Genomic DNA, 16222 nt, shown 5'->3' with positions numbered 1-16222 from the left:
GCCGTGAAGCGGAGCGCGGGGCTGCTGGTCTGGCGCCGGGGTGCGGAGGGCGTCGAGGTGCTCCTCGCCCACCCCGGCGGTCCGCTGTTCGCGGGCAAGGACGACGGCCACTGGTCGATCCCCAAGGGCGAGTACGACGCCGACAAGCCCGCCCTCGCCGCCGCGAACCGCGAGTTCGCCGAGGAGATCGGGGTGGCGCCGCCGCCCGGCGACCCGGTCCCGCTGGGGGACTCGCGCCAGAGCAGCGGCAAGGTCAACACGATCTGGGCGGTCGAGGGCGACCTCGACGTGACCGAGGTGTCGAGCAACCTGTTCCCGATGGAGTGGCCGCCGCGGTCGGGGCGGATCCAGGAGTTCCCCGAGATCGACCGGGCCGACTGGTTCTCGCTGCCCGCCGCGCGGGTCAAGCTGTTCGCGTCGCAGCAGGTCTTCCTCGACCGGTTGGAGCAGACGGTCGTAGGCTCGCAGCCATGAGCGACGAGCCCGAGGACCAGAGCACCGAGGCGGCACCTGCCCCCGAGGACGTGCGCAAGAAGTTCCAGGAGGCCCTGGCGCGCAAGAACGCCCACCACGGCTCCCACGGCACCGGTGGTGCGCCGGGCGGCCAGAGCCACGTCGGGCCCTCCGCCGGTGGCAAGACCCAGCGCCAGTTCCGCCGCAAGTCCGGCTGAGCCCGGCGCCGTGACCGAGCGGGCGCCGGAGCCGGACCCCGAGGTCGTGGAGCTGGCGCACCACTGCCTCGACCTCGCGCGGGCCGGCAGCGCGGGGCAGCTGGGCGACCTGCTGGACGCGGGTCTGCCCCCGGACCTGACCAACTCCCGGGGGGACACGCTGCTGATCCTGGCGGCGTACCACGCGCACCCGGAGACCGTGCGCCTGCTGCTCGCCCACGGCGCCGACCCTGACCGCGTCAACGACAACGGCCAGACGGCGCTCGGGGCCGCGGTGTTCCGCCGCGACGAGCAGAGCGTCCGGGCCCTGCTCGAGGCGGGCGCGGACGCCTCGCTCGGCCGGCAGTCCGCGCGGGTCACCGCGGAGTTCTTCGACCTGCCCGAGATGGCCGCGCTGCTGCCACCAGCCTCCCCGTGATCATGCACGTCCTGGGCAGCGCAGCCCCCAGGACGTGCATGATCACGGCAGGGTGAGGGTGGTGGTGCCGCGGCGCAGGACGCCCGACGTCGTCGGCGCGCAGCGCAGCCCGCCGCGCCCGCGCATCGCGCGGAAGGCGCCCGGCGCGTACACCACGTCCATCCAGGCGCACGGGCTCGCCGGACGTCCCCCGCGGAACCCGATCCCGCCGAGCGCGAACTCCCGCCCGGCGAGCGCGTGCACCTGCGCCGCCGACACCCCGCCGAGCACGACCGTGCGCCGGGCGAGCAGCGGGTCCGGCTCGCCGAGGCCGATCTCGCGGGCCATGTCGCGCAGCCCCTCCAGCGCGATGAGCGTCACCGCCGAGGTGCTGTGCGCGCGCCGGGCGAAGAACCGGTCGCCGCGGACGCCCTTGCCCGCGACGACCTCCACCTCCTCGAGGTCGGAGGTGGCCACCTCGGTCGGACCGTCCGCCGGCCGCCCCTCGTACGCGTGGGCGGGCGACACGACCAGGTGCACCACCTCGACCTCGAGGACCTCCACCTACTCGCCCTTCACGTTCACCAGCTGGCGCAGCACGTGGTCCACCGCGACGAGGTCTGCCGCGTCGCGCATGACGACGTCGATGTCCTTGTACGCCCCGGGGATCTCGTCCAGGAAGGCGTCCGTGTCCCGGAACTCGATGCCCGCCATCGCCGTGCGGAGCTCCTCCCGCGTGAACCGCTTGCGCGCCGCCGTCCGCGAGTACGCGCGGCCCGCGCCGTGCGGCGACGAGCGCAGCGCGGCCGCGTCGCCCTTCCCGGTGACGACGTAGCTCGCCGTCCCCATCGAGCCGGGGATGAGCCCGCGCTGCCCCGCCTCGGCCGTGATCGCGCCTTTGCGGCTGAGCCAGACGCGCTGCCCGCCGACCTCGTCCTCGACGGTGAAGTTGTGGTGGCAGTTGATGCGCTCCTGCTCCACGACGTCGGTGCCGAGCGCGCGGGACAGGCAGGCCACCACGCGGTCCATCATCTCCTCGCGGTTGAGCAGGGCGAAGTGCTGGGCCCACCGCAGGTCCGCGATGTAGTCGGTGAAGGACTGCCGCCCCTCGTGCAGCGGGGCGAGGTCCCTGTCCGGCAGGTCGAGCCGGTCCTGCTCCGCCTCGCGCCGCGCCTGCCCGATCCAGTGCTGGGCGATGCGGTTGCCGACGCCGCGCGAGCCGGAGTGCAGGAAGCACCAGACGCGGTCGAGCTCGTCGCTCGTCACCTCGATGAAGTGGTTGCCCGACCCCAGCGAGCCGAGCTGCAGGCGCCAGGTCGCGGCGTACGAGTCAGGGTCGCGGGCACGCGGGTGCTCCTCGAGCTCGGCGACCCGCGGCGCGGCGGTCTCGACGACCCGACGGTTGTAGCGCCCCGCAGACAGCGGCACCGCGCGCTCGATGTCGAGGCGCAGCGCGCGCAGGTCCGCGCCCGCGAGGTCGTCGCGGGTGAACTGCGTGCGCACCGCGATCATCCCGCAGCCGATGTCGACGCCGACCGCGGCCGGGATCACGGCATCGACCGTGGGGATGACCGACCCGACGGTCGCGCCCTTGCCCAGGTGCGCGTCGGGCATGAGGGCGAGGTACGGCGCGACGAAGGGGAGCTCGCTGGTGCGCCGCGCCTGCTCCAGGGTCTGCGGGTCGAGGACGGAGGCCCAGCTCCTCAGCTTGGGCGTGATCTGCTCCATGCCTCCACCGTGCCCGAGGAGAAACCGCTGGAACGACCGGATTCCCGGCTGCTACGCGGGGGCCAGCAGCGCACGGAGGCGGTCCCCCTCGGAGCCCGTCGACCGGTCGCTCGTGCTCCTCCCCGCCCAGAGCGGCACACCGGCGGGGAGGGCGGCGACGACGGCGACGAGCGCGCCGGCGACCCGCTCCTGCTCCCACGGCTCGGGCAGGTCCGGAGGCTCGGGACGGCGGTGCCAGGCCCAGACCACCCTGAGGGACGGCAGGGCCGTCCCCCGGCTGCGCGCGCACGGAGCGCAGACCGCGACGAGGCCGGCGACGCTGTCGAGCGGCAGCCGGAGCCGGGGGAGGAGCGGGACGACGTCGTGCCCGGCGCGGAGCGGCGCCCCGCACCCGAGGCAGGTACGCCGCTGGGCCTCCCGCAGCAGCGCCGCCGCGCCCTCCGGGACGAAGGGCGGCCTGGGGTCCGGCTGGAGCAGCGGGCGCACGACGCCCGTCACCTCCCGCAGCGCTCGTGCGGCCGCGGGGTCGAGCTCGACCCGCCGGGACCGGGCGTCCAGCTCGGCCTGGGTCAGCCGCCGGTGCACCCACGTGAGGTCGGCGAGCGCCTGGGGGAGCAGGGCGGGGAGCGACCGGGCGGTGAGGGCCAGGGCGGTGCGGCGGCGCGCCGCGGCGTACCTCGCGGGCAGCAGGGCGGCCGTCCCGTGCGCGGTGAGCGAGCCCGCCGCGCGTCCGGCGGCCGCGAGCGCCGCGACCTCCTCGCCGACCGGGTCGGTCGGCCGCCCGCGCGCTCGCCAGAGCAGCTCGAGGACGCGGTCGGTCCAGCCGTCGAGGTCGAGCGGTCCGTCGTCCGGGACCAGCAGCGTGTCGAGCAGCGCCGCGCCCGCGACGCGCTGCTGCTCGTCGAGCCCGCCGAGCCCCGCGAGGAGCAGCTCCGCGAGCGCCGTCCCCTCCACGGCTACGCCCGCGGCCGGGGTACGCGCAGGCGGGGCGTCCGCGGCGCGCGCACCGCGTCCGCCCAGAGCCGCTCGTAGGACCGGGCCATGACGTCGGCGGTCAGCGCCGCGGTCGCGGCCGCGCGCCCCGCAGCGCCCATGCGCGCGCGCTCGTCCGCGTCGTCGCGCAGCCGGCGCAGCGCCCCCGCCAGGGCGGCCGGGTCGTCGACGGGGACGAGCAGGCCCGTACGCCCGTCGGCGACGGCCTCGGCGACCGCGCCCACCGGCGTCGCGACGACCGGCAGCCCGGCGAGCATGGCCTCGCCGATGGAGAGCGGGAACCCCTCGACGCGGCTGGGCAGGCAGAAGACGTCGAAGCGGGCCAGCGCCTCGCGCGCGCTGTCCGACCAGCCGGGCAGCCGCAGCCGGTCGCCCACGCCCAGCTCGCGGGCCAGCCGCAGCAGCGCCGCGCGCTCGGTGCCGTCGCCGACCACCTCGACCTCGACGCCGTCGACCTGCGCGAGCGCGCGCACCAGCACGTCGTACGCCTTCTGCCCGTCCAGCCGCCCCAGGCTCCCGACGACCAGGCGCTCGCCCGGCTCCCGGGCAGCGACCGGTCCCAGATCCGGGACGCCGTTCGGCACCGACACGACGCTGCGCCGGCCCAGCGCGTAGAAGTCCTCCACCCGCCGGGCGCTGCCCTCGCCGACGGCGACGTGGACGTCGACGCGGAGCAGGCGCGCGCGGGTCGCCGCCCACTGCGGCAGGCTCGTCGTGCGCAGGGGCAGCTGCTGCACCGCGGCCGTCCGCAGCCGCGGCGCGAGCGCGGCCGCGGCCAGCGCCGCGCCCGCCGCCCACGGCACGGCGAGGTTGACGTGCAGGAGCTCCGGTGCCGTGCGCCGCAGCAGCGCCGCGTGCGCCCGCACGGCGCGGGGGCCCGCCTCCGGCTCCACGACGTGCACGGGCGTGCCCGGGCGGTGGCCCGCCACCCAGTCGACGAGGTCCGGCTCGACCCCCGCCACCGCGACGTCGAGGCCGGGATCGAGGGCGGCGGCGAGGTTGGCGAGGCTGATCTCCGCGCCGCCTCGGCCGCGGGACGCGGTGTACAGCAGGACCTTCACGCGGGCATCGTCCCAGCCGCCCGGTGGAGGTGACGAAGGCCGCCCTCCTGCACGGGCATGACCCGTCGGCTGCACGGGCAACCGGCAGACGTGGCCCCTGCTGTGGACGTGCTCATCCCGACCGCCGACCGACCCTCCGCCCTCGCCCCCACCCTGACCGCCCTGCTCGCCCAGCGGGAGGCGGAGCTGCGCATCGTCGTCGCCGACCAGTCGCCCGTGCCGGTCGTCCAGCAGGCTCCCGAGGTCGCGACGGCCGTCGCGGCGCTGCGCCGCAACGGCGTCCGCGTCGAGCTCGTCCACCGGCCGGAGCGGCGCGGGATCGCCGAGCAGCGCGACTGGCTGCTCGCGCAGGCGCAGGCGCCCGCGGTGCTGTTCCTCGACGATGACGTGCTCCTCGAGCCCGGAGCGGTCGGGCGGATGCTCGACGCGCTCCGCACCCTGGGCTGCGGGCTGGTCGGCATGCCCGTGCTCGGCATGTCCGCCGTGGACGACGAGCGGCCGGAGGACTGGGCGCCGCTCGAGCTGTGGGACGAGCAGGGGGTGCACCCGGAGCGGGTGCGCAAGGGCGACCCGGCGTGGGAGCGCTGGAGGCTGCACAACGCGGCGACGCCGCTGCACCTCGAGCGCATGGTCGAGGTGCCCGAGCGGGGCTGGGTCGCGTACAAGGTGGCCTGGATCGGCGGCTGCGTGCTCTACGACACCGGGGTGCTGCGCGCGGCCGGCGGGTACGCGTTCTGGCGCGACCTGCCGGGCAACCTGCGCGGGGAGGACGTCGTGGCCCAGCTGCGCGTGCTCGAGGCGCGGGGCGGGGCGGGGCTGCTGCCCTCCGGCGCGTACCACCTCGAGCTGCCGACGACGCTGGCCGACCGGCGCGTCGACGCGTACGCCGCGTTGCTCGAGGGGCAGGCGCTCGACGGGGCCGCGGGGGTCTGAGCGGCTACTCGTCCTTGCGGGCCTGCTCGGCGAGGTAGCGCTCGACCTCCGCGCCCAGCTCGTCGCCGCTCGGCAGGGAGCCGTCGGTGGCGCGGGCGAGCACGAAGCGGTCGTACTGCTGCTCCAGCCCGGCGATCATCTCCTGGATCTCCGCGCTCGCGCCCGCCTCGGCGGCCACGCGGTCGGCCACGAGCGCGGCCGCCTCGGCCAGGGGGCCCGTCGGCAGCCGCAGCCCGGTCACGTGCTCGAGGACCTCGGCCAGGCGCAGGGACGCGGCGGGGTAGTCGGCCTGGGCGAGGTACTGCGGCACGTGCACCGCCAGCCCCGCGGTGGGGATGCCGCGCTCGGCGAGGAGGTACTCCAGCACGTGCGCAGCGGAGCCGGGCACCAGTGCCTGCTCGAACCACGGCGCCTGCCCCGCCCGCACCGACTCCTCGGAGGAGTGGACGGTCACGCCGAGCTGGCGGGTGTGCGGCACCGCGAGCGGGACCGCGTCGAGGCCGACCACCAGCCGCACGCCGAGCTCGCGCACGACCAGCTCGACCGCGGACACGAAGCGCTGCCACTGCACGTCGGGCTCCGGGCCCGTCAGCAGCAGGAACTCCTGCCCCGCCTCGTCGGCCACGACGAGCAGGTCGAGCCGGGGGAGCGCGAGCGCCGTCCAGCGGTCGCGCTCGAAGGTGAGCAGCGGCCTCCGGTAGCGGTAGTCGACCAGCTGGTCCACGTCGAACTCCGCGAGGACCCGCCCGCCGCCGTCCGCCAGTGCGGCGTCGCGCAGCAGGCGCACCGCGGAGCCCGCGTCGACGAAGCCGTCCAGCGCCAGCAGGAGCACCGGCGCCGCCGGCCGCTCCCCGGGGAGCACGTCCACCAGCCCGCGCGCGTCGTGCCGCCGGCGCTCCCGTCCGCTGCCCGTCTGCACGGTCGCCTCCCCGTCCTGCGGCCGAGCCGCGTCCTGCCCGCTGCTGGTCGTGCTCGTCCCGCTCGCCCCTGCACGGGGCCTGGTCTGCGCCAGCAACGGCGGGCGGACGGGCATTCCCTGCCGCCCCGTCCCCCTATCGGGGCCATTGTGTCCCCGCCAGTCCTGACGAGGCGATAGATTGCCGCGCAAAAGGCACGGACCGTGCGAGTGCACCGGAGCGGACCTCCTGGGACCAGGAGGGCGCGACGGCGCCTCGGCGGCCCGTTCCGCACTGGTGGAGCACGCAGGACCGGACGGACGCAGGACCGACAGAGGCAGGACGGAGCGCGGGGGGTGGTGGAGGTGGCCCGGGTGGCCGGTGCAGGGGAGGGTGGTCGCGGCTCGGCCGCGCCCGCGGCCCCGTACGGCCTGCCCGCCCGCGGCTCCACCACGCTCGTCCCCGCCAAGCTGCTGCTCGCCGCGGTCGTCGTGCTCGTCGCGTGGCTCTGCGCGGGAGGGCACGCGTCCGCCGCCGAGCCGGCGGCGGACCCGGCCTCCGTGACCACCTCCGCTGCCGCCGACGCCGCGCCCGCCGCCGCAGGCGCTGGCGCCGCGGACGCGGCCACCCCCGCTGCAGCGGACCCCGGCCGCGCCGGGGTGGACGCCGCTGACGCGGCCCCGGCAGCCGACCAGCCCGCGGCAGCGGCCCCCGCCGCGGCCGACCCCGCGCCCGCCGCGGCTGACCCCGCGCCCGCTGCGGCCGACCCCGCGCCCGCTGCGGCTGACCCCGAGCCCGCCGCCCCGGCCACGCAGCCCGCCGCGCCCGAGCCGGCGCCGACGCAGCCGGCCGTCGAGCCGTCCGTCCCCGCGGCGCCCGTCCCGCCCGCGGACCCCGCCCCGGACGACCCGGCCCCGAGCGACCCGGCACCCGCGGCGAGCGACCCCGCGCCCTCGAGCCCGGTCGTCGCCGCCGGCCCGGCCCCCTCGTCCAGCCCCGCCGTCCCTGCCGCCGGGCACGACGCGGCGAGCACGCCCGCGCCGACCGCCAGCGCGCCCGACGCCCGCCCCTCCGATGCCGCGCCGCGCCCGTCCGACGACCCCGTCGCCGTGCCCGCCCCCGCCGGCGAGGGGGGTGCCGCCGCTGCCGCTCCGGCGCCGGCGGTCGCCCCGGTCGCCGCGCCCGTCCCGGCGCCGGTCGTCCCCGCGAGCGCGACCCCCGCCGCCGGCGTGAAGGCCGCGCAGACCGCCGCCCTCCCCGCGCCGGCGGCGGAGAGCGCCCGCCCCGCGCCGGCGGAGCAGCCCCTCCCGCTCGGCCCGCCCGTGCCGTCCTGCGGCAGCGCCCCCGGCGCAGCGTGCGCGTCCGGACCGGCCGACGCCCCGGTCGTCCTGAGCGCCTCCGCCGGTGACGGCACCGTCGCGCAGGCCCCGCTGCACGCCCCCGTCCTCACCGGCGGGCGGAGCCAGCGCGCCGCGACCCCGGGCACCGCACCGGACGACGTGACCGCCCCTGCGCACGCGAGCGCGGCCCAGTCGCCGTACGACGGCGGCAACCCGCACCGCGGCCCCCTCGGTCCCGAAGGGCCCGGGGGCAGCAGCACGCCCAGCGTGCCGACGCCCACGGCTCCCACCGCCGGCGGCTCCGGCGGGGCGAGCTCCGGCTCGGCCGCCGGTGGAGCGACGGGCACGACGCCCGCCACGCTCGTCAGCGGCGCCGTCGTGGCGGCTCCCGCTGCCGTGCTCCTCGGGCGGACCAACCAGCCCGCGGGAGCGCTGCCCCGCTACTCCGTCACCCCCTCCGTCCCCCCTGCGTGACGCCGGCGGAACGGCCTCTGGCCGTGCCCGCCCGCACTTCCGTCCGCCCAGGGGAGACCTCCCATGCTCGACAACGACGGCCTCGGCCGTTCCCTCACCAGTGACTGGCTGACCGGCCGCAGCGAGGAGCCCGCGCTCCCCGCCGCCCCGGCCGAGGGCGCCCCGGTGCCCACTGCTCCGACCACGGGCGTCCTGGGGACCGTGGGCGGCCCCGCCGCCGCGCGGCGCCGTCCCGCCCCGTTCCGCCGCAGCGCCCGGCTGCTCGCCACCAGCGAAGCCCCGCGCCAGGCGCGGCACTTCGTCGCCGCCGCCGTCGCCGAGTGGCAGGCCGACCCGGCGCTCGTCGACGACGTCGTGCTGGTGGTGAGCGAGCTCGTCAGCGACGCCGCGCGCTACCCGCTCGCGGTCGCCGTCGAGATCACCCTGGCCGCCCGCGCGGGCCGCCTGGAGCTGGTCGTGGCCGACTCCTGCCCGCAGCCGCCGCTCTGCGCCGACGAGCAGGCCGGCGGGGGCTGGCTCGCCCGTTCGGTCCTCGAGACGTGCAGCGAGGCCTGGGAGTGGAGCACCACGCCCCAGGACGGGCGCATCGTGCGGGCGTACTTCCTGCCCCGCTGAGACCGGCCCCGGGAGGGGCCCTGAGACACAGAGGTGCTGGCGCGCGGAGGGGGCGCGCCAGCACCTCTGCGCGTTCCGGGCCCGTGTCCGGCCCCGTGTGCCGCCCTGTCCTCGGGCCCGTATCTCGCCCCGTGTCCGGGCCGGCGTACGGACCTGCCCGGCAGCCCGCGGGCGGCCGCGAGCGGCATGACGACCCCGGGGGAGCGCTCTCCCGGGTCCCGGAGGGGGCAGAACCCCATGAAAGCGCCTACAGATGCCCCTCGCACCGGCCGTGGGGGGGATGTTGCGACCGGCAAGAACCGTCAAGCCCTGACGGCTCCCGACGTCGGCGTGACGCAATCGTTACGGTCTCGATGCCGTCCGGAGGCCCACGGCGGGTCTGGTCGGATGCAGGATGTCCTCCGTTCCTCCACTACGGAGTACGACGAAGGGGACTTCCACATGAGCAAGCGCACGCTCCGCCAGGGTGGCGTCGTGATCGCGAGCCTCGCCCTCACGCTGACCGCGTGCGGCGGCAGCAGCAAGAGCGACAACGGCGCGTCAGGCAGCAGCGGCGGTGGCAGCAGCGCCGGCGCCAGTGGCGGGGCGGCCGCCGGCAAGACCGTCCAGGGCAAGTCGGGACCGCTCGACTGCTCGGTGTTCTCGTCCTTCGGGGACATCAAGGGCAAGACCATCTCGGTCTACACGACGATCGTCGCGCCCGAGGACAAGCCGCAGATCGACTCGTACAAGCCGTTCGAGGACTGCACCGGCGCCAAGGTGAACTACGAGGGCAACAAGGACATGGAGTCCCAGCTCCTCGTCCGCATCAAGGGCGGCAACGCCCCTGACATCGCCTACATCCCGCAGCCGGGCCTCCTCCAGCAGGCCGTGAAGGCCGCGGGCAGCAAGGCCGACCCCGCGCCGCAGACGGTCATCGACAACGTCACCAAGTACTTCGGCAAGGACTGGGCCGGCTACGGCAGCGTGGACGGCAAGCTCTACGCCGCTCCGCTGGGCGCCAACGTCAAGTCCTTCGTCTGGTACTCCCCGAAGATGTTCAAGGACCACAACTACCAGGTGCCCACCACCTGGGACCAGCTCATGCAGCTGACGGCGCAGATCGCCAAGGACGACAAGAACGCCAAGCCGTGGTGCGCGGGCTTCGAGTCCGGCGGCGCCACCGGCTGGCCGGGCACCGACTGGGTCGAGGAGCTCATGCTCCGCACCGCGGGCCCGGAGACCTACGACAAGTGGGTCAAGCACGAGATCCCCTTCAACGACCCCAGCGTCGTGAAGGCCCTCGACACCGCCGGCGCGATCCTCAAGAACCCGGCGTACGTCAACGGCGGCTACGGCGGCGTGAAGACCATCGCCACCACCGCCTTCCAGGACGGCGGCCAGCCGATCCTCGACGGAACCTGCTACATGCACCAGCAGGCCTCGTTCTACGCGGCCAACTGGCCCAAGGGCACCAAGATCGGCCCCGACGGCGACATCTTCGCGTTCTACGAGCCGTCGATGGACGCGAGCTCGAAGCCCGTCGAGGGCGCTGGCGAGTTCGTGGCGTCGTTCCGCAACGCCCCTGAGGTCGAGGCGTTCCGCACCTACCTCTCCTCGCCGTTCTGGGCGAACGAGAAGGCGATCATCTCCACCGGGTGGGTCAGCGCCAACAAGGGCGCCAACATCGCCAACTTCAAGAACCCGATCGACGCCCTCTCGGTGAAGACCCTGCAGGACCCGGCGACGGTGTTCCGCTTCGACGGCTCGGACGCGATGCCGGCCGCCGTGGGCACGGGCAGCTTCTGGAAGGGCATGGTCAACTGGATCACCGGCGCCAGCACGAAGTCGGTCCTGGACTCCATCGAGGCCTCCTGGCCGAAGTCCTGACGCTGGTCCGCTAGGACCCGCTCAGTCCGACCAGCGGCTCCGGCCGCACCCCGCGGGGCAGGGCGCATGCGTCCTGCCCCGCGGGCGTCCCTCCCGGCGACGCCCGCCGCGCGCGTACCTGTGACCGGCCGGCGCACCGGGCCGTGCTCCGCCGGGCCGGCGCGGACCCCCCGCGCGGCTCGGTCCCAGATGCTCGTCAGCGCCCTGCGCGGCGAGTACCGTCTCAGCCGCGGTCCTTGATCGACGGCGCTCGGAACCCACAGAAGAGGTGATGCGGGGTGTCCACCTTCGACAAGTTCGAGCAGATGGTCATCGCGGTCGTGGCCTTCGCGGTCGTGTTCGCGGTGATCATGCTGCTGGCGGACCGGATCCGGGGGAGGTCCGCCGACCGCAGCGTCGCGATGGTCTTCCTCGTGCCGACGGTGGTCCTGCTCGCGGTCGGGCTCGTCTACCCCGCGATCCGCACGCTGCTCGACTCCTTCCGCAACGCGGAGGGCACGAAGTTCATCGGCATCGACAACTACCAGACCGTCTTCAGCGACCACGACCTGCTGATCGTGCTGCTGAACACCGTGCTCTGGGTAGTGTTCGTGCCGTTCTTCGCGACCGCGATCGGCCTGCTCTACGCGCTCGTCATCGACAAGTCGCGCGTCGAGGCCATCGCGAAGGCGCTGGTCTTCCTGCCGATGGCGATCTCGTTCGTCGGCGCGTCGATCATCTGGAAGTTCGTCTACACCTACAAGGGCGCGGGCAGCCAGATCGGCCTGCTCAACGAGATCCTCGTGAAGCTCGGCCTCCCGGCGCAGCAGTTCCTGCTCAACTGGCCCAGCAACACCTTCTGGCTCATCGTCGTCATGATCTGGATCCAGGCCGGCTTCGCGATGACGGTCCTGTCCGCTGCGATCAAGGCGATCCCGCAGGACATCATCGAGGCGGCCCGGCTCGACGGCGTCAACGCCGTCGGCATGTTCCGCTTCGTCACGCTGCCCAGCATCCGCCCGGCCGTGATCGTGGTCCTCACGACGATCGCCATCGGCACCCTCAAGGTGTTCGACATCGTGCGGACCATGACCGGCGGCCAGTTCGACACCAGCGTCATCGCCAACGAGTTCTACAACCAGAGCTTCAACATCGGGGACGAGGGGCTCGGGGCCACGCTGGCCGTCATCCTCTTCGTGCTCGTCATCCCGGTCGTCATCTACAACGTCCGGCAGCTGCGGAAGGCTGATGCGCGATGACCACCACGACCCCGCCCGTCGCCGTCACCGGCGAGCTCGCCACCACGGCCGTCGCGCGCAAGCGGCTGAGCTCGCCCTGGGCGTCGCTGACCGCCATCGTCATCGCGGTCCTCTGGACCACGCCCACGCTCGGCCTGTTCCTCACCTCGTTCCGCACCCAGGACGACATCCGGGTCAGCGGCTGGTGGAACGTCTTCCTCCACCCGAACCTCACGCTGGACAACTACCGCCAGGTGTTCAGCTCGGGCACGAGCACGGACCTGTCCGGCTACTTCGTCAACTCCATCGTCATCACGATCCCGGCCGTCATCGCCCCGGTCCTGCTGGCGTCGCTCGCGGCGTACACCTTCGCCTGGATCCCGTTCAAGGGGCGCGACGCGCTGTTCGTCGCCGTCTTCGCGCTGCAGGTCGTGCCGCTGCAGGTCGCGATGATCCCGCTGCTGCAGATCTACATCAAGTGGCTGCACATCGGCGGCAGCTTCTGGACCGTGTGGATCTCGCACACGATGTTCGCCCTGCCGCTCGCGATCTTCCTCCTGCACAACTTCATGAAGGAGATCCCGGGGGAGCTCATCGAGGCGGCCCGCGTCGACGGCGCGGGGCACGTGCGCATCTTCTTCCAGGTGCTGCTGCCGCTCATCACGCCCGCGCTCGCGGCGTTCGGCATCTTCCAGTTCCTCTGGGTCTGGAACGACCTGCTCGTCGGCCTCGTCTTCCTCGGCGGCAAGCCCGAGACGCAGCCGCTGACGGTCGCGATCCAGAGCCTCGCCGGCACCCGAGGCAGTGCGTGGTACCTCCTGTCGGCCGGTGCCTTCGTCTCGATCGTCGTGCCGCTCGTGGTCTTCCTCAGCCTGCAGCGCTACTTCGTGCGCGGCCTGCTGGCCGGTGGCCTGAAGGGCTAGCCGCCCGGCCCGTACGCCTCCAGCGCCCCTCCTGCCACCCCGCAGGAGGGGCGCTCGTGCGTCGGGGGAGGGCCTCCCCGCCGACGTGCGCAGCGCCCGGGTCCGAACAGGGCGCCCCAGTGGTGCCCCGACGACCACCGGGTGCCCCCGTTCGGACCTGAGGGCCACCCCTTGACAGTGCTAGTTAGTGGTCACTACCTTCAGGGCATGGCGAGGATGTCGGCGGACGAGCGGCGCGAGCTGGTGCTGCGCGTCGCCGGCACGCACTTCGCCGAGGGTGGTCTCGACGGGACCTCGACCGAGGACATCGCCCGCGCGGCGGGGATCTCGCAGCCCTACCTGTTCCGCCTGTTCAGCACGAAGCGGGCGCTGTTCACCGCGTCGTGCGAGCGGGTCTTCGCCCGCATCGAGGCCGTGTTCCGCGAGGCGGCGGACGGCGTGACGGGGGAGCAGGCCCTCACCGCGATGGGCGGGGCCTACGTCGAGCTCATCCACGACCGCGAGCTCGTCCTCCACATGCAGCAGGCGTTCGTGGCCTGCCGCGACCCGGAGGTGCGGGCGGCAACGCGGGCGGGCTTCGCCCGACTGCACGGCGTCGTCACCACGCTGTCGGGGGCCGACCCCGAGACCGTCCGCCAGTTCTTCGCCACCGGCATGCTGCTCAACGTCGTCGCGGCGATGGACCTGCTCGACCCCACGGTGCCGGTCGAGCCGTGGGCGCAGTCCCTGGTCCCGCCCAGCTGATCGTCCGTCACGCCACTCCGGCCTACCGCTGCCCACTCAAGGTAGTGAGCACTCACAACAAGGAGGAGCCATGTCCCGTCATGCGCCGCTGCTCTGGACCTTCGTCGTCACGTCCCTGGCCGCGTTCATGGTGTCGCTCGACAACCTCGTCGTCTCGACGGCGCTGCCCTCGATCCGCGCCGACCTCGGTGCGGGGCTGGAGGGGCTCGAGTGGACGGTGAACGCGTACACGCTGACCTTCGGCGTGCTCCTGCTCACCGGCGCCGCCCTCGGCGAGCGGTACGGCCGGCGCCGCACCCTCGTCGCCGGGCTCGCGCTGTTCACGGTCTCGTCGGCGCTCGCCGCGCTCGCCCCCGGGATCGGGGCCCTCGTCGCGGCGCGGGCTGCCCAGGGCGTCGGCGCCGCCCTGGTCATGCCGCTCACCCTCACGATCCTCAGCGCAGCCGTCCCGCCGCAGCGCCGCGGTGCCGCGCTTGGCGTGTGGGGCGCCGTCACCGGCATCGCGATCGCGGTGGGCCCGCTCGTGGGGGGCGCGGTCGTCGAGGGGTGGGCGTGGCAGTGGATCTTCTGGCTGAACGTCCCGATCGGCCTGGTCCTCGTCCCCGTCGCCCTGCTCCGGCTGCCCGAGCAGCGGACGAGCGGACGCCGCGCGCTCGACCTGCCGGGGCTCGCGCTCGCCACGCTCGGACTCGTCGGTCTCGTGCTCGGCCTGGTCCGCGGCAACGGGCACGGCTGGACCAGCGCGGGGGTCCTCGGCAGCCTGGCCGCCGGCGCGCTGCTGCTCCTCGCCTTCGTCGCCTGGGAGGCGCGCACGGCCGAGCCGATGGTGCCGCTCGGAATGTTCCGCTCGCGCGGCTACACCGCCGCGAACGTGCTGTCGCTGCTGTTCTCCTTCGGGGTCTTCGGCTCGATCTTCCTGCTGGCGCAGTTCCTCCAGACCGTGCAGGGGTCCTCGCCGTTCGAGGCCGGCCTCAAGACGCTGCCGTGGACGGCGATGCCGCTGCTCGTGGCGCCCGTCGCCGGGCCGCTGTCCGACCGGGTCGGCGGCCGCCCGCTGCTGCTGGTCGGCCTGGTCCTCCAGGCCGCCGGGCTCGGGTGGTTCGCGGCGACCCTCAGCACCAGCGTCTCGTACGCGGCGCAGGTCCCCGCCTTCGTGCTCGCCGGCATCGGCATGGGCCTGGTCTTCGTGCCGCTCGCCAGCGTCGTGCTCGGCGCCGCCGACCCGGCGTACGCGGGGGTGGCCAGCGGCACCAACACCACCTTCCGCGAGATCGGCGGGGTGTTCGGCGTCGCCGTGCTCGGCACGGTCTTCTCCTCGACAGGTGGGTACGGCTCGCCGCAGGCCTTCGTCGACGGCATCGTGCCGGCGCTGTGGGTGGGCGTGGCCGTGGTCCTCGCCGCGGCAGCGTGCGCCGTGCTGCTGCCGGGGCGCCGGGCCACCGCGGTGGTGCCGGTCGGGGAGCCCGTGCTCGCCGCCTGAGGCTCAGCCCTCGAAGAAGACGAGGTCGTCCGGCTGCGTCGTCAGCCGGACGACCTCGCCGTCGACCGCCACCACGGAGGAGACCGGGGCGACCTCGCCGCGCGGGAGCACGAGCACCCGGTCGCCCCGGGCGTCGAGGAAGGCGCGGAAGCCGGCCATCGACGTGCTGCCGAGCGCGAGGTACTCCGCCAGCCGGCGGAAGAGCTTCGGCAGGATGACCGCGCTGTCGGTGAGCACCTGCAGCGAGGTGACCTCCACGCCGGCGGTGGTGCGGTCCTCGGCCCAGACGCCGGAGCGCGCGTCGCGCGCCGCGGAGGCGAGGCCGGCGAGGCTGGTGCGCAGGTCGGCGTACAGCCCGGAGTAGAACGTCGGGTAGGCCAGGCCCGTGGCCAGCAGCTGCGCGTTGGCGCTGGGGGAGAGGTCGGCGGGCGCGACGCGCACCCGCGTGCCGTCACCGCCGAGCAGCGGCGCCCCGGCGGGGAGGAGGAACGCGACGCAGCGGCCGTACGTGTCGACCCCGCTCGTGAGGATCGAGGCCGCGACGGTCGCCGGCGTCACCGCGGTCACCACCTCGTCGGCGCCGCGGGAGACCGCGGTGAAGCCCACGAGCCGCAGCAGCTCCTCCGCGGCGGCGTGCGCGAGCGGCAGCGGCTGGTGGAGCATCGCGGCGGAGGTGCGCTGGGGCGGGGCGTAGTGCGTCTCCAGCGCGTCGATCGCGTCCAGGCGGAGCTGGACGCCCCCGTGCGGGTTGGCCCGCACCGCCAGGCCGGCGGCGCGCCACGCGTCGGCCCGGTTCGGCGTGAAGCGCACCGAGTCGCCGTCGGGCGCCGCTCCGACGACCGAGAGGGTCCCGTCGATCCGCGTGAACGTCATGCGCCCAG

At 74.9% G+C, this 16222-nt stretch carries 17 protein-coding genes; 11 read left to right on the top strand and 6 right to left on the bottom strand.

Annotated elements, in window-relative coordinates; translation table 11 throughout:
• The first annotated feature begins 3 nt into the window (after nt 1-3).
• From EV189_RS11020 to EV189_RS11010, 3 genes are read left to right on the top strand one after another with little or no spacing between them, the layout of a single operon-like run.
• Nucleotides 4-474: an NUDIX domain-containing protein gene (locus EV189_RS11020; RefSeq protein ID WP_130493038.1), complete on the top strand. Its 471-nt coding sequence runs from the start codon at nt 4-6 to the stop codon at nt 472-474.
• Nucleotides 471-671 (top strand): DUF5302 domain-containing protein, encoded by a 201-nt coding sequence (locus EV189_RS11015; RefSeq protein ID WP_130493037.1) that lies wholly within the window; start codon nt 471-473, stop codon nt 669-671. Before EV189_RS11020 ends, EV189_RS11015 begins: the two co-directional genes overlap by 4 nt.
• Nucleotides 672-681: 10 nt before the next feature.
• Nucleotides 682-1089 carry an ankyrin repeat domain-containing protein gene (locus EV189_RS11010; protein WP_130493036.1) on the top strand — a complete coding sequence of 136 codons (408 nt, stop codon included), beginning with the start codon at nt 682-684 and terminating at the stop codon, nt 1087-1089.
• A gap of 42 nt (nt 1090-1131) precedes the next feature.
• On the opposite strand, the gene EV189_RS11005 is transcribed toward EV189_RS11010, so the two are convergent.
• Genes EV189_RS11005 through EV189_RS10990 form a run of 4 tightly spaced genes read right to left on the bottom strand, consistent with a single transcriptional unit; the run spans nt 1132 to nt 4850 of the window.
• A complete protein-coding gene (locus EV189_RS11005) occupies nt 1132-1632 on the bottom strand; it encodes a molybdenum cofactor biosysynthesis protein (protein WP_130493035.1) in 501 nt (166 codons plus the stop codon).
• On the bottom strand, nt 1633-2796 hold the full coding sequence (locus EV189_RS11000; protein WP_130493034.1) for an RtcB family protein: 1164 nt from the start codon (nt 2794-2796) through the stop codon (nt 1633-1635). It abuts the gene before it with no gap.
• Between the two features lie 51 nt (nt 2797-2847).
• Nucleotides 2848-3750 carry a hypothetical protein gene (locus tag EV189_RS10995; RefSeq protein WP_130493033.1) on the bottom strand — a complete coding sequence of 301 codons (903 nt, stop codon included), beginning with the start codon at nt 3748-3750 and terminating at the stop codon, nt 2848-2850.
• A gap of 2 nt (nt 3751-3752) precedes the next feature.
• Nucleotides 3753-4850, bottom strand: a complete 1098-nt coding sequence (locus tag EV189_RS10990; protein WP_130493032.1) for a glycosyltransferase — start codon at nt 4848-4850, stop codon at nt 3753-3755.
• A gap of 108 nt (nt 4851-4958) precedes the next feature.
• Here EV189_RS10990 and EV189_RS10985 point away from each other — a divergent pair, with 108 nt between their 5' ends.
• Nucleotides 4959-5783 carry a glycosyltransferase family 2 protein gene (locus EV189_RS10985; protein WP_231116286.1) on the top strand — a complete coding sequence of 275 codons (825 nt, stop codon included), beginning with the start codon at nt 4959-4961 and terminating at the stop codon, nt 5781-5783.
• 4 nt (nt 5784-5787) lie between these two features.
• Here the strand turns inward: EV189_RS10985 and EV189_RS10980 are convergent, their stop codons facing one another.
• A complete protein-coding gene (locus tag EV189_RS10980) occupies nt 5788-6702 on the bottom strand; it encodes a PAC2 family protein (RefSeq protein WP_231116285.1) in 915 nt (304 codons plus the stop codon).
• A 351-nt stretch (nt 6703-7053) separates the two neighbouring features.
• Between EV189_RS10980 and EV189_RS10975 the strand changes: the two genes are divergently transcribed.
• The 7 genes from EV189_RS10975 to EV189_RS10945 all read left to right on the top strand — a co-directional run bounded on the left by EV189_RS10975 (nt 7054) and on the right by EV189_RS10945 (nt 15341).
• Nucleotides 7054-8493: a hypothetical protein gene (locus EV189_RS10975; RefSeq protein ID WP_130493029.1), complete on the top strand. Its 1440-nt coding sequence runs from the start codon at nt 7054-7056 to the stop codon at nt 8491-8493.
• A 63-nt stretch (nt 8494-8556) separates the two neighbouring features.
• Nucleotides 8557-9108: an ATP-binding protein gene (locus EV189_RS10970; RefSeq protein WP_130493028.1), complete on the top strand. Its 552-nt coding sequence runs from the start codon at nt 8557-8559 to the stop codon at nt 9106-9108.
• A 441-nt stretch (nt 9109-9549) separates the two neighbouring features.
• Nucleotides 9550-10977, top strand: coding sequence for an ABC transporter substrate-binding protein (locus tag EV189_RS10965; RefSeq protein ID WP_130493027.1), 1428 nt, complete (start codon nt 9550-9552; stop codon nt 10975-10977).
• Nucleotides 10978-11255: 278 nt separating this feature from the next.
• The gene (locus tag EV189_RS10960) at nt 11256-12215 is read left to right on the top strand and encodes a carbohydrate ABC transporter permease (RefSeq protein WP_231116284.1); all 960 of its coding nucleotides are present in this window, start codon (nt 11256-11258) and stop codon (nt 12213-12215) included.
• Entirely contained in the window at nt 12212-13117 is a 906-nt protein-coding gene (locus EV189_RS10955) for a carbohydrate ABC transporter permease (protein WP_130493026.1), read from the top strand. Before EV189_RS10960 ends, EV189_RS10955 begins: the two co-directional genes overlap by 4 nt.
• A gap of 207 nt (nt 13118-13324) precedes the next feature.
• Nucleotides 13325-13861 (top strand): TetR/AcrR family transcriptional regulator, encoded by a 537-nt coding sequence (locus EV189_RS10950; protein WP_130493025.1) that lies wholly within the window; start codon nt 13325-13327, stop codon nt 13859-13861.
• A gap of 70 nt (nt 13862-13931) precedes the next feature.
• The gene (locus tag EV189_RS10945; RefSeq protein ID WP_130493024.1) at nt 13932-15341 is read left to right on the top strand and encodes a DHA2 family efflux MFS transporter permease subunit; all 1410 of its coding nucleotides are present in this window, start codon (nt 13932-13934) and stop codon (nt 15339-15341) included.
• Between the two features lie 3 nt (nt 15342-15344).
• Here EV189_RS10945 and EV189_RS10940 read toward each other — a convergent pair whose 3' ends face one another.
• The gene (locus EV189_RS10940) at nt 15345-16214 is read right to left on the bottom strand and encodes a nuclease (protein WP_130493023.1); all 870 of its coding nucleotides are present in this window, start codon (nt 16212-16214) and stop codon (nt 15345-15347) included.
• Nucleotides 16215-16222: the final 8 nt, after the last annotated feature.

This window comes from Motilibacter rhizosphaerae, assembly GCF_004216915.1.
GTDB classification, from domain to species: domain Bacteria; phylum Actinomycetota; class Actinomycetes; order Motilibacterales; family Motilibacteraceae; genus Motilibacter; species Motilibacter rhizosphaerae.
This window is presented reverse-complemented; position numbering and strand designations above follow the sequence as displayed.

What these genes read in the sequence shown, in the direction of transcription:
- EV189_RS11015 (WP_130493037.1), top strand. Translation starts at nt 471, where the DNA reads ATGAGCGACGAGCCCGAGGACCAGAGCACCGAGGCGGCACCTGCCCCC.
- EV189_RS11000 (WP_130493034.1), bottom strand. Translation starts at nt 2,796, where the DNA reads ATGGAGCAGATCACGCCCAAGCTGAGGAGCTGGGCCTCCGTCCTCGAC.
- EV189_RS10970 (WP_130493028.1), top strand. Translation starts at nt 8,557, where the DNA reads ATGCTCGACAACGACGGCCTCGGCCGTTCCCTCACCAGTGACTGGCTG.
- EV189_RS10965 (WP_130493027.1), top strand. Translation starts at nt 9,550, where the DNA reads ATGAGCAAGCGCACGCTCCGCCAGGGTGGCGTCGTGATCGCGAGCCTC.
- EV189_RS10955 (WP_130493026.1), top strand. Translation starts at nt 12,212, where the DNA reads ATGACCACCACGACCCCGCCCGTCGCCGTCACCGGCGAGCTCGCCACC.
- EV189_RS10950 (WP_130493025.1), top strand. Translation starts at nt 13,325, where the DNA reads ATGGCGAGGATGTCGGCGGACGAGCGGCGCGAGCTGGTGCTGCGCGTC.
- EV189_RS10945 (WP_130493024.1), top strand. Translation starts at nt 13,932, where the DNA reads ATGTCCCGTCATGCGCCGCTGCTCTGGACCTTCGTCGTCACGTCCCTG.
- EV189_RS10940 (WP_130493023.1), bottom strand. Translation starts at nt 16,214, where the DNA reads ATGACGTTCACGCGGATCGACGGGACCCTCTCGGTCGTCGGAGCGGCG.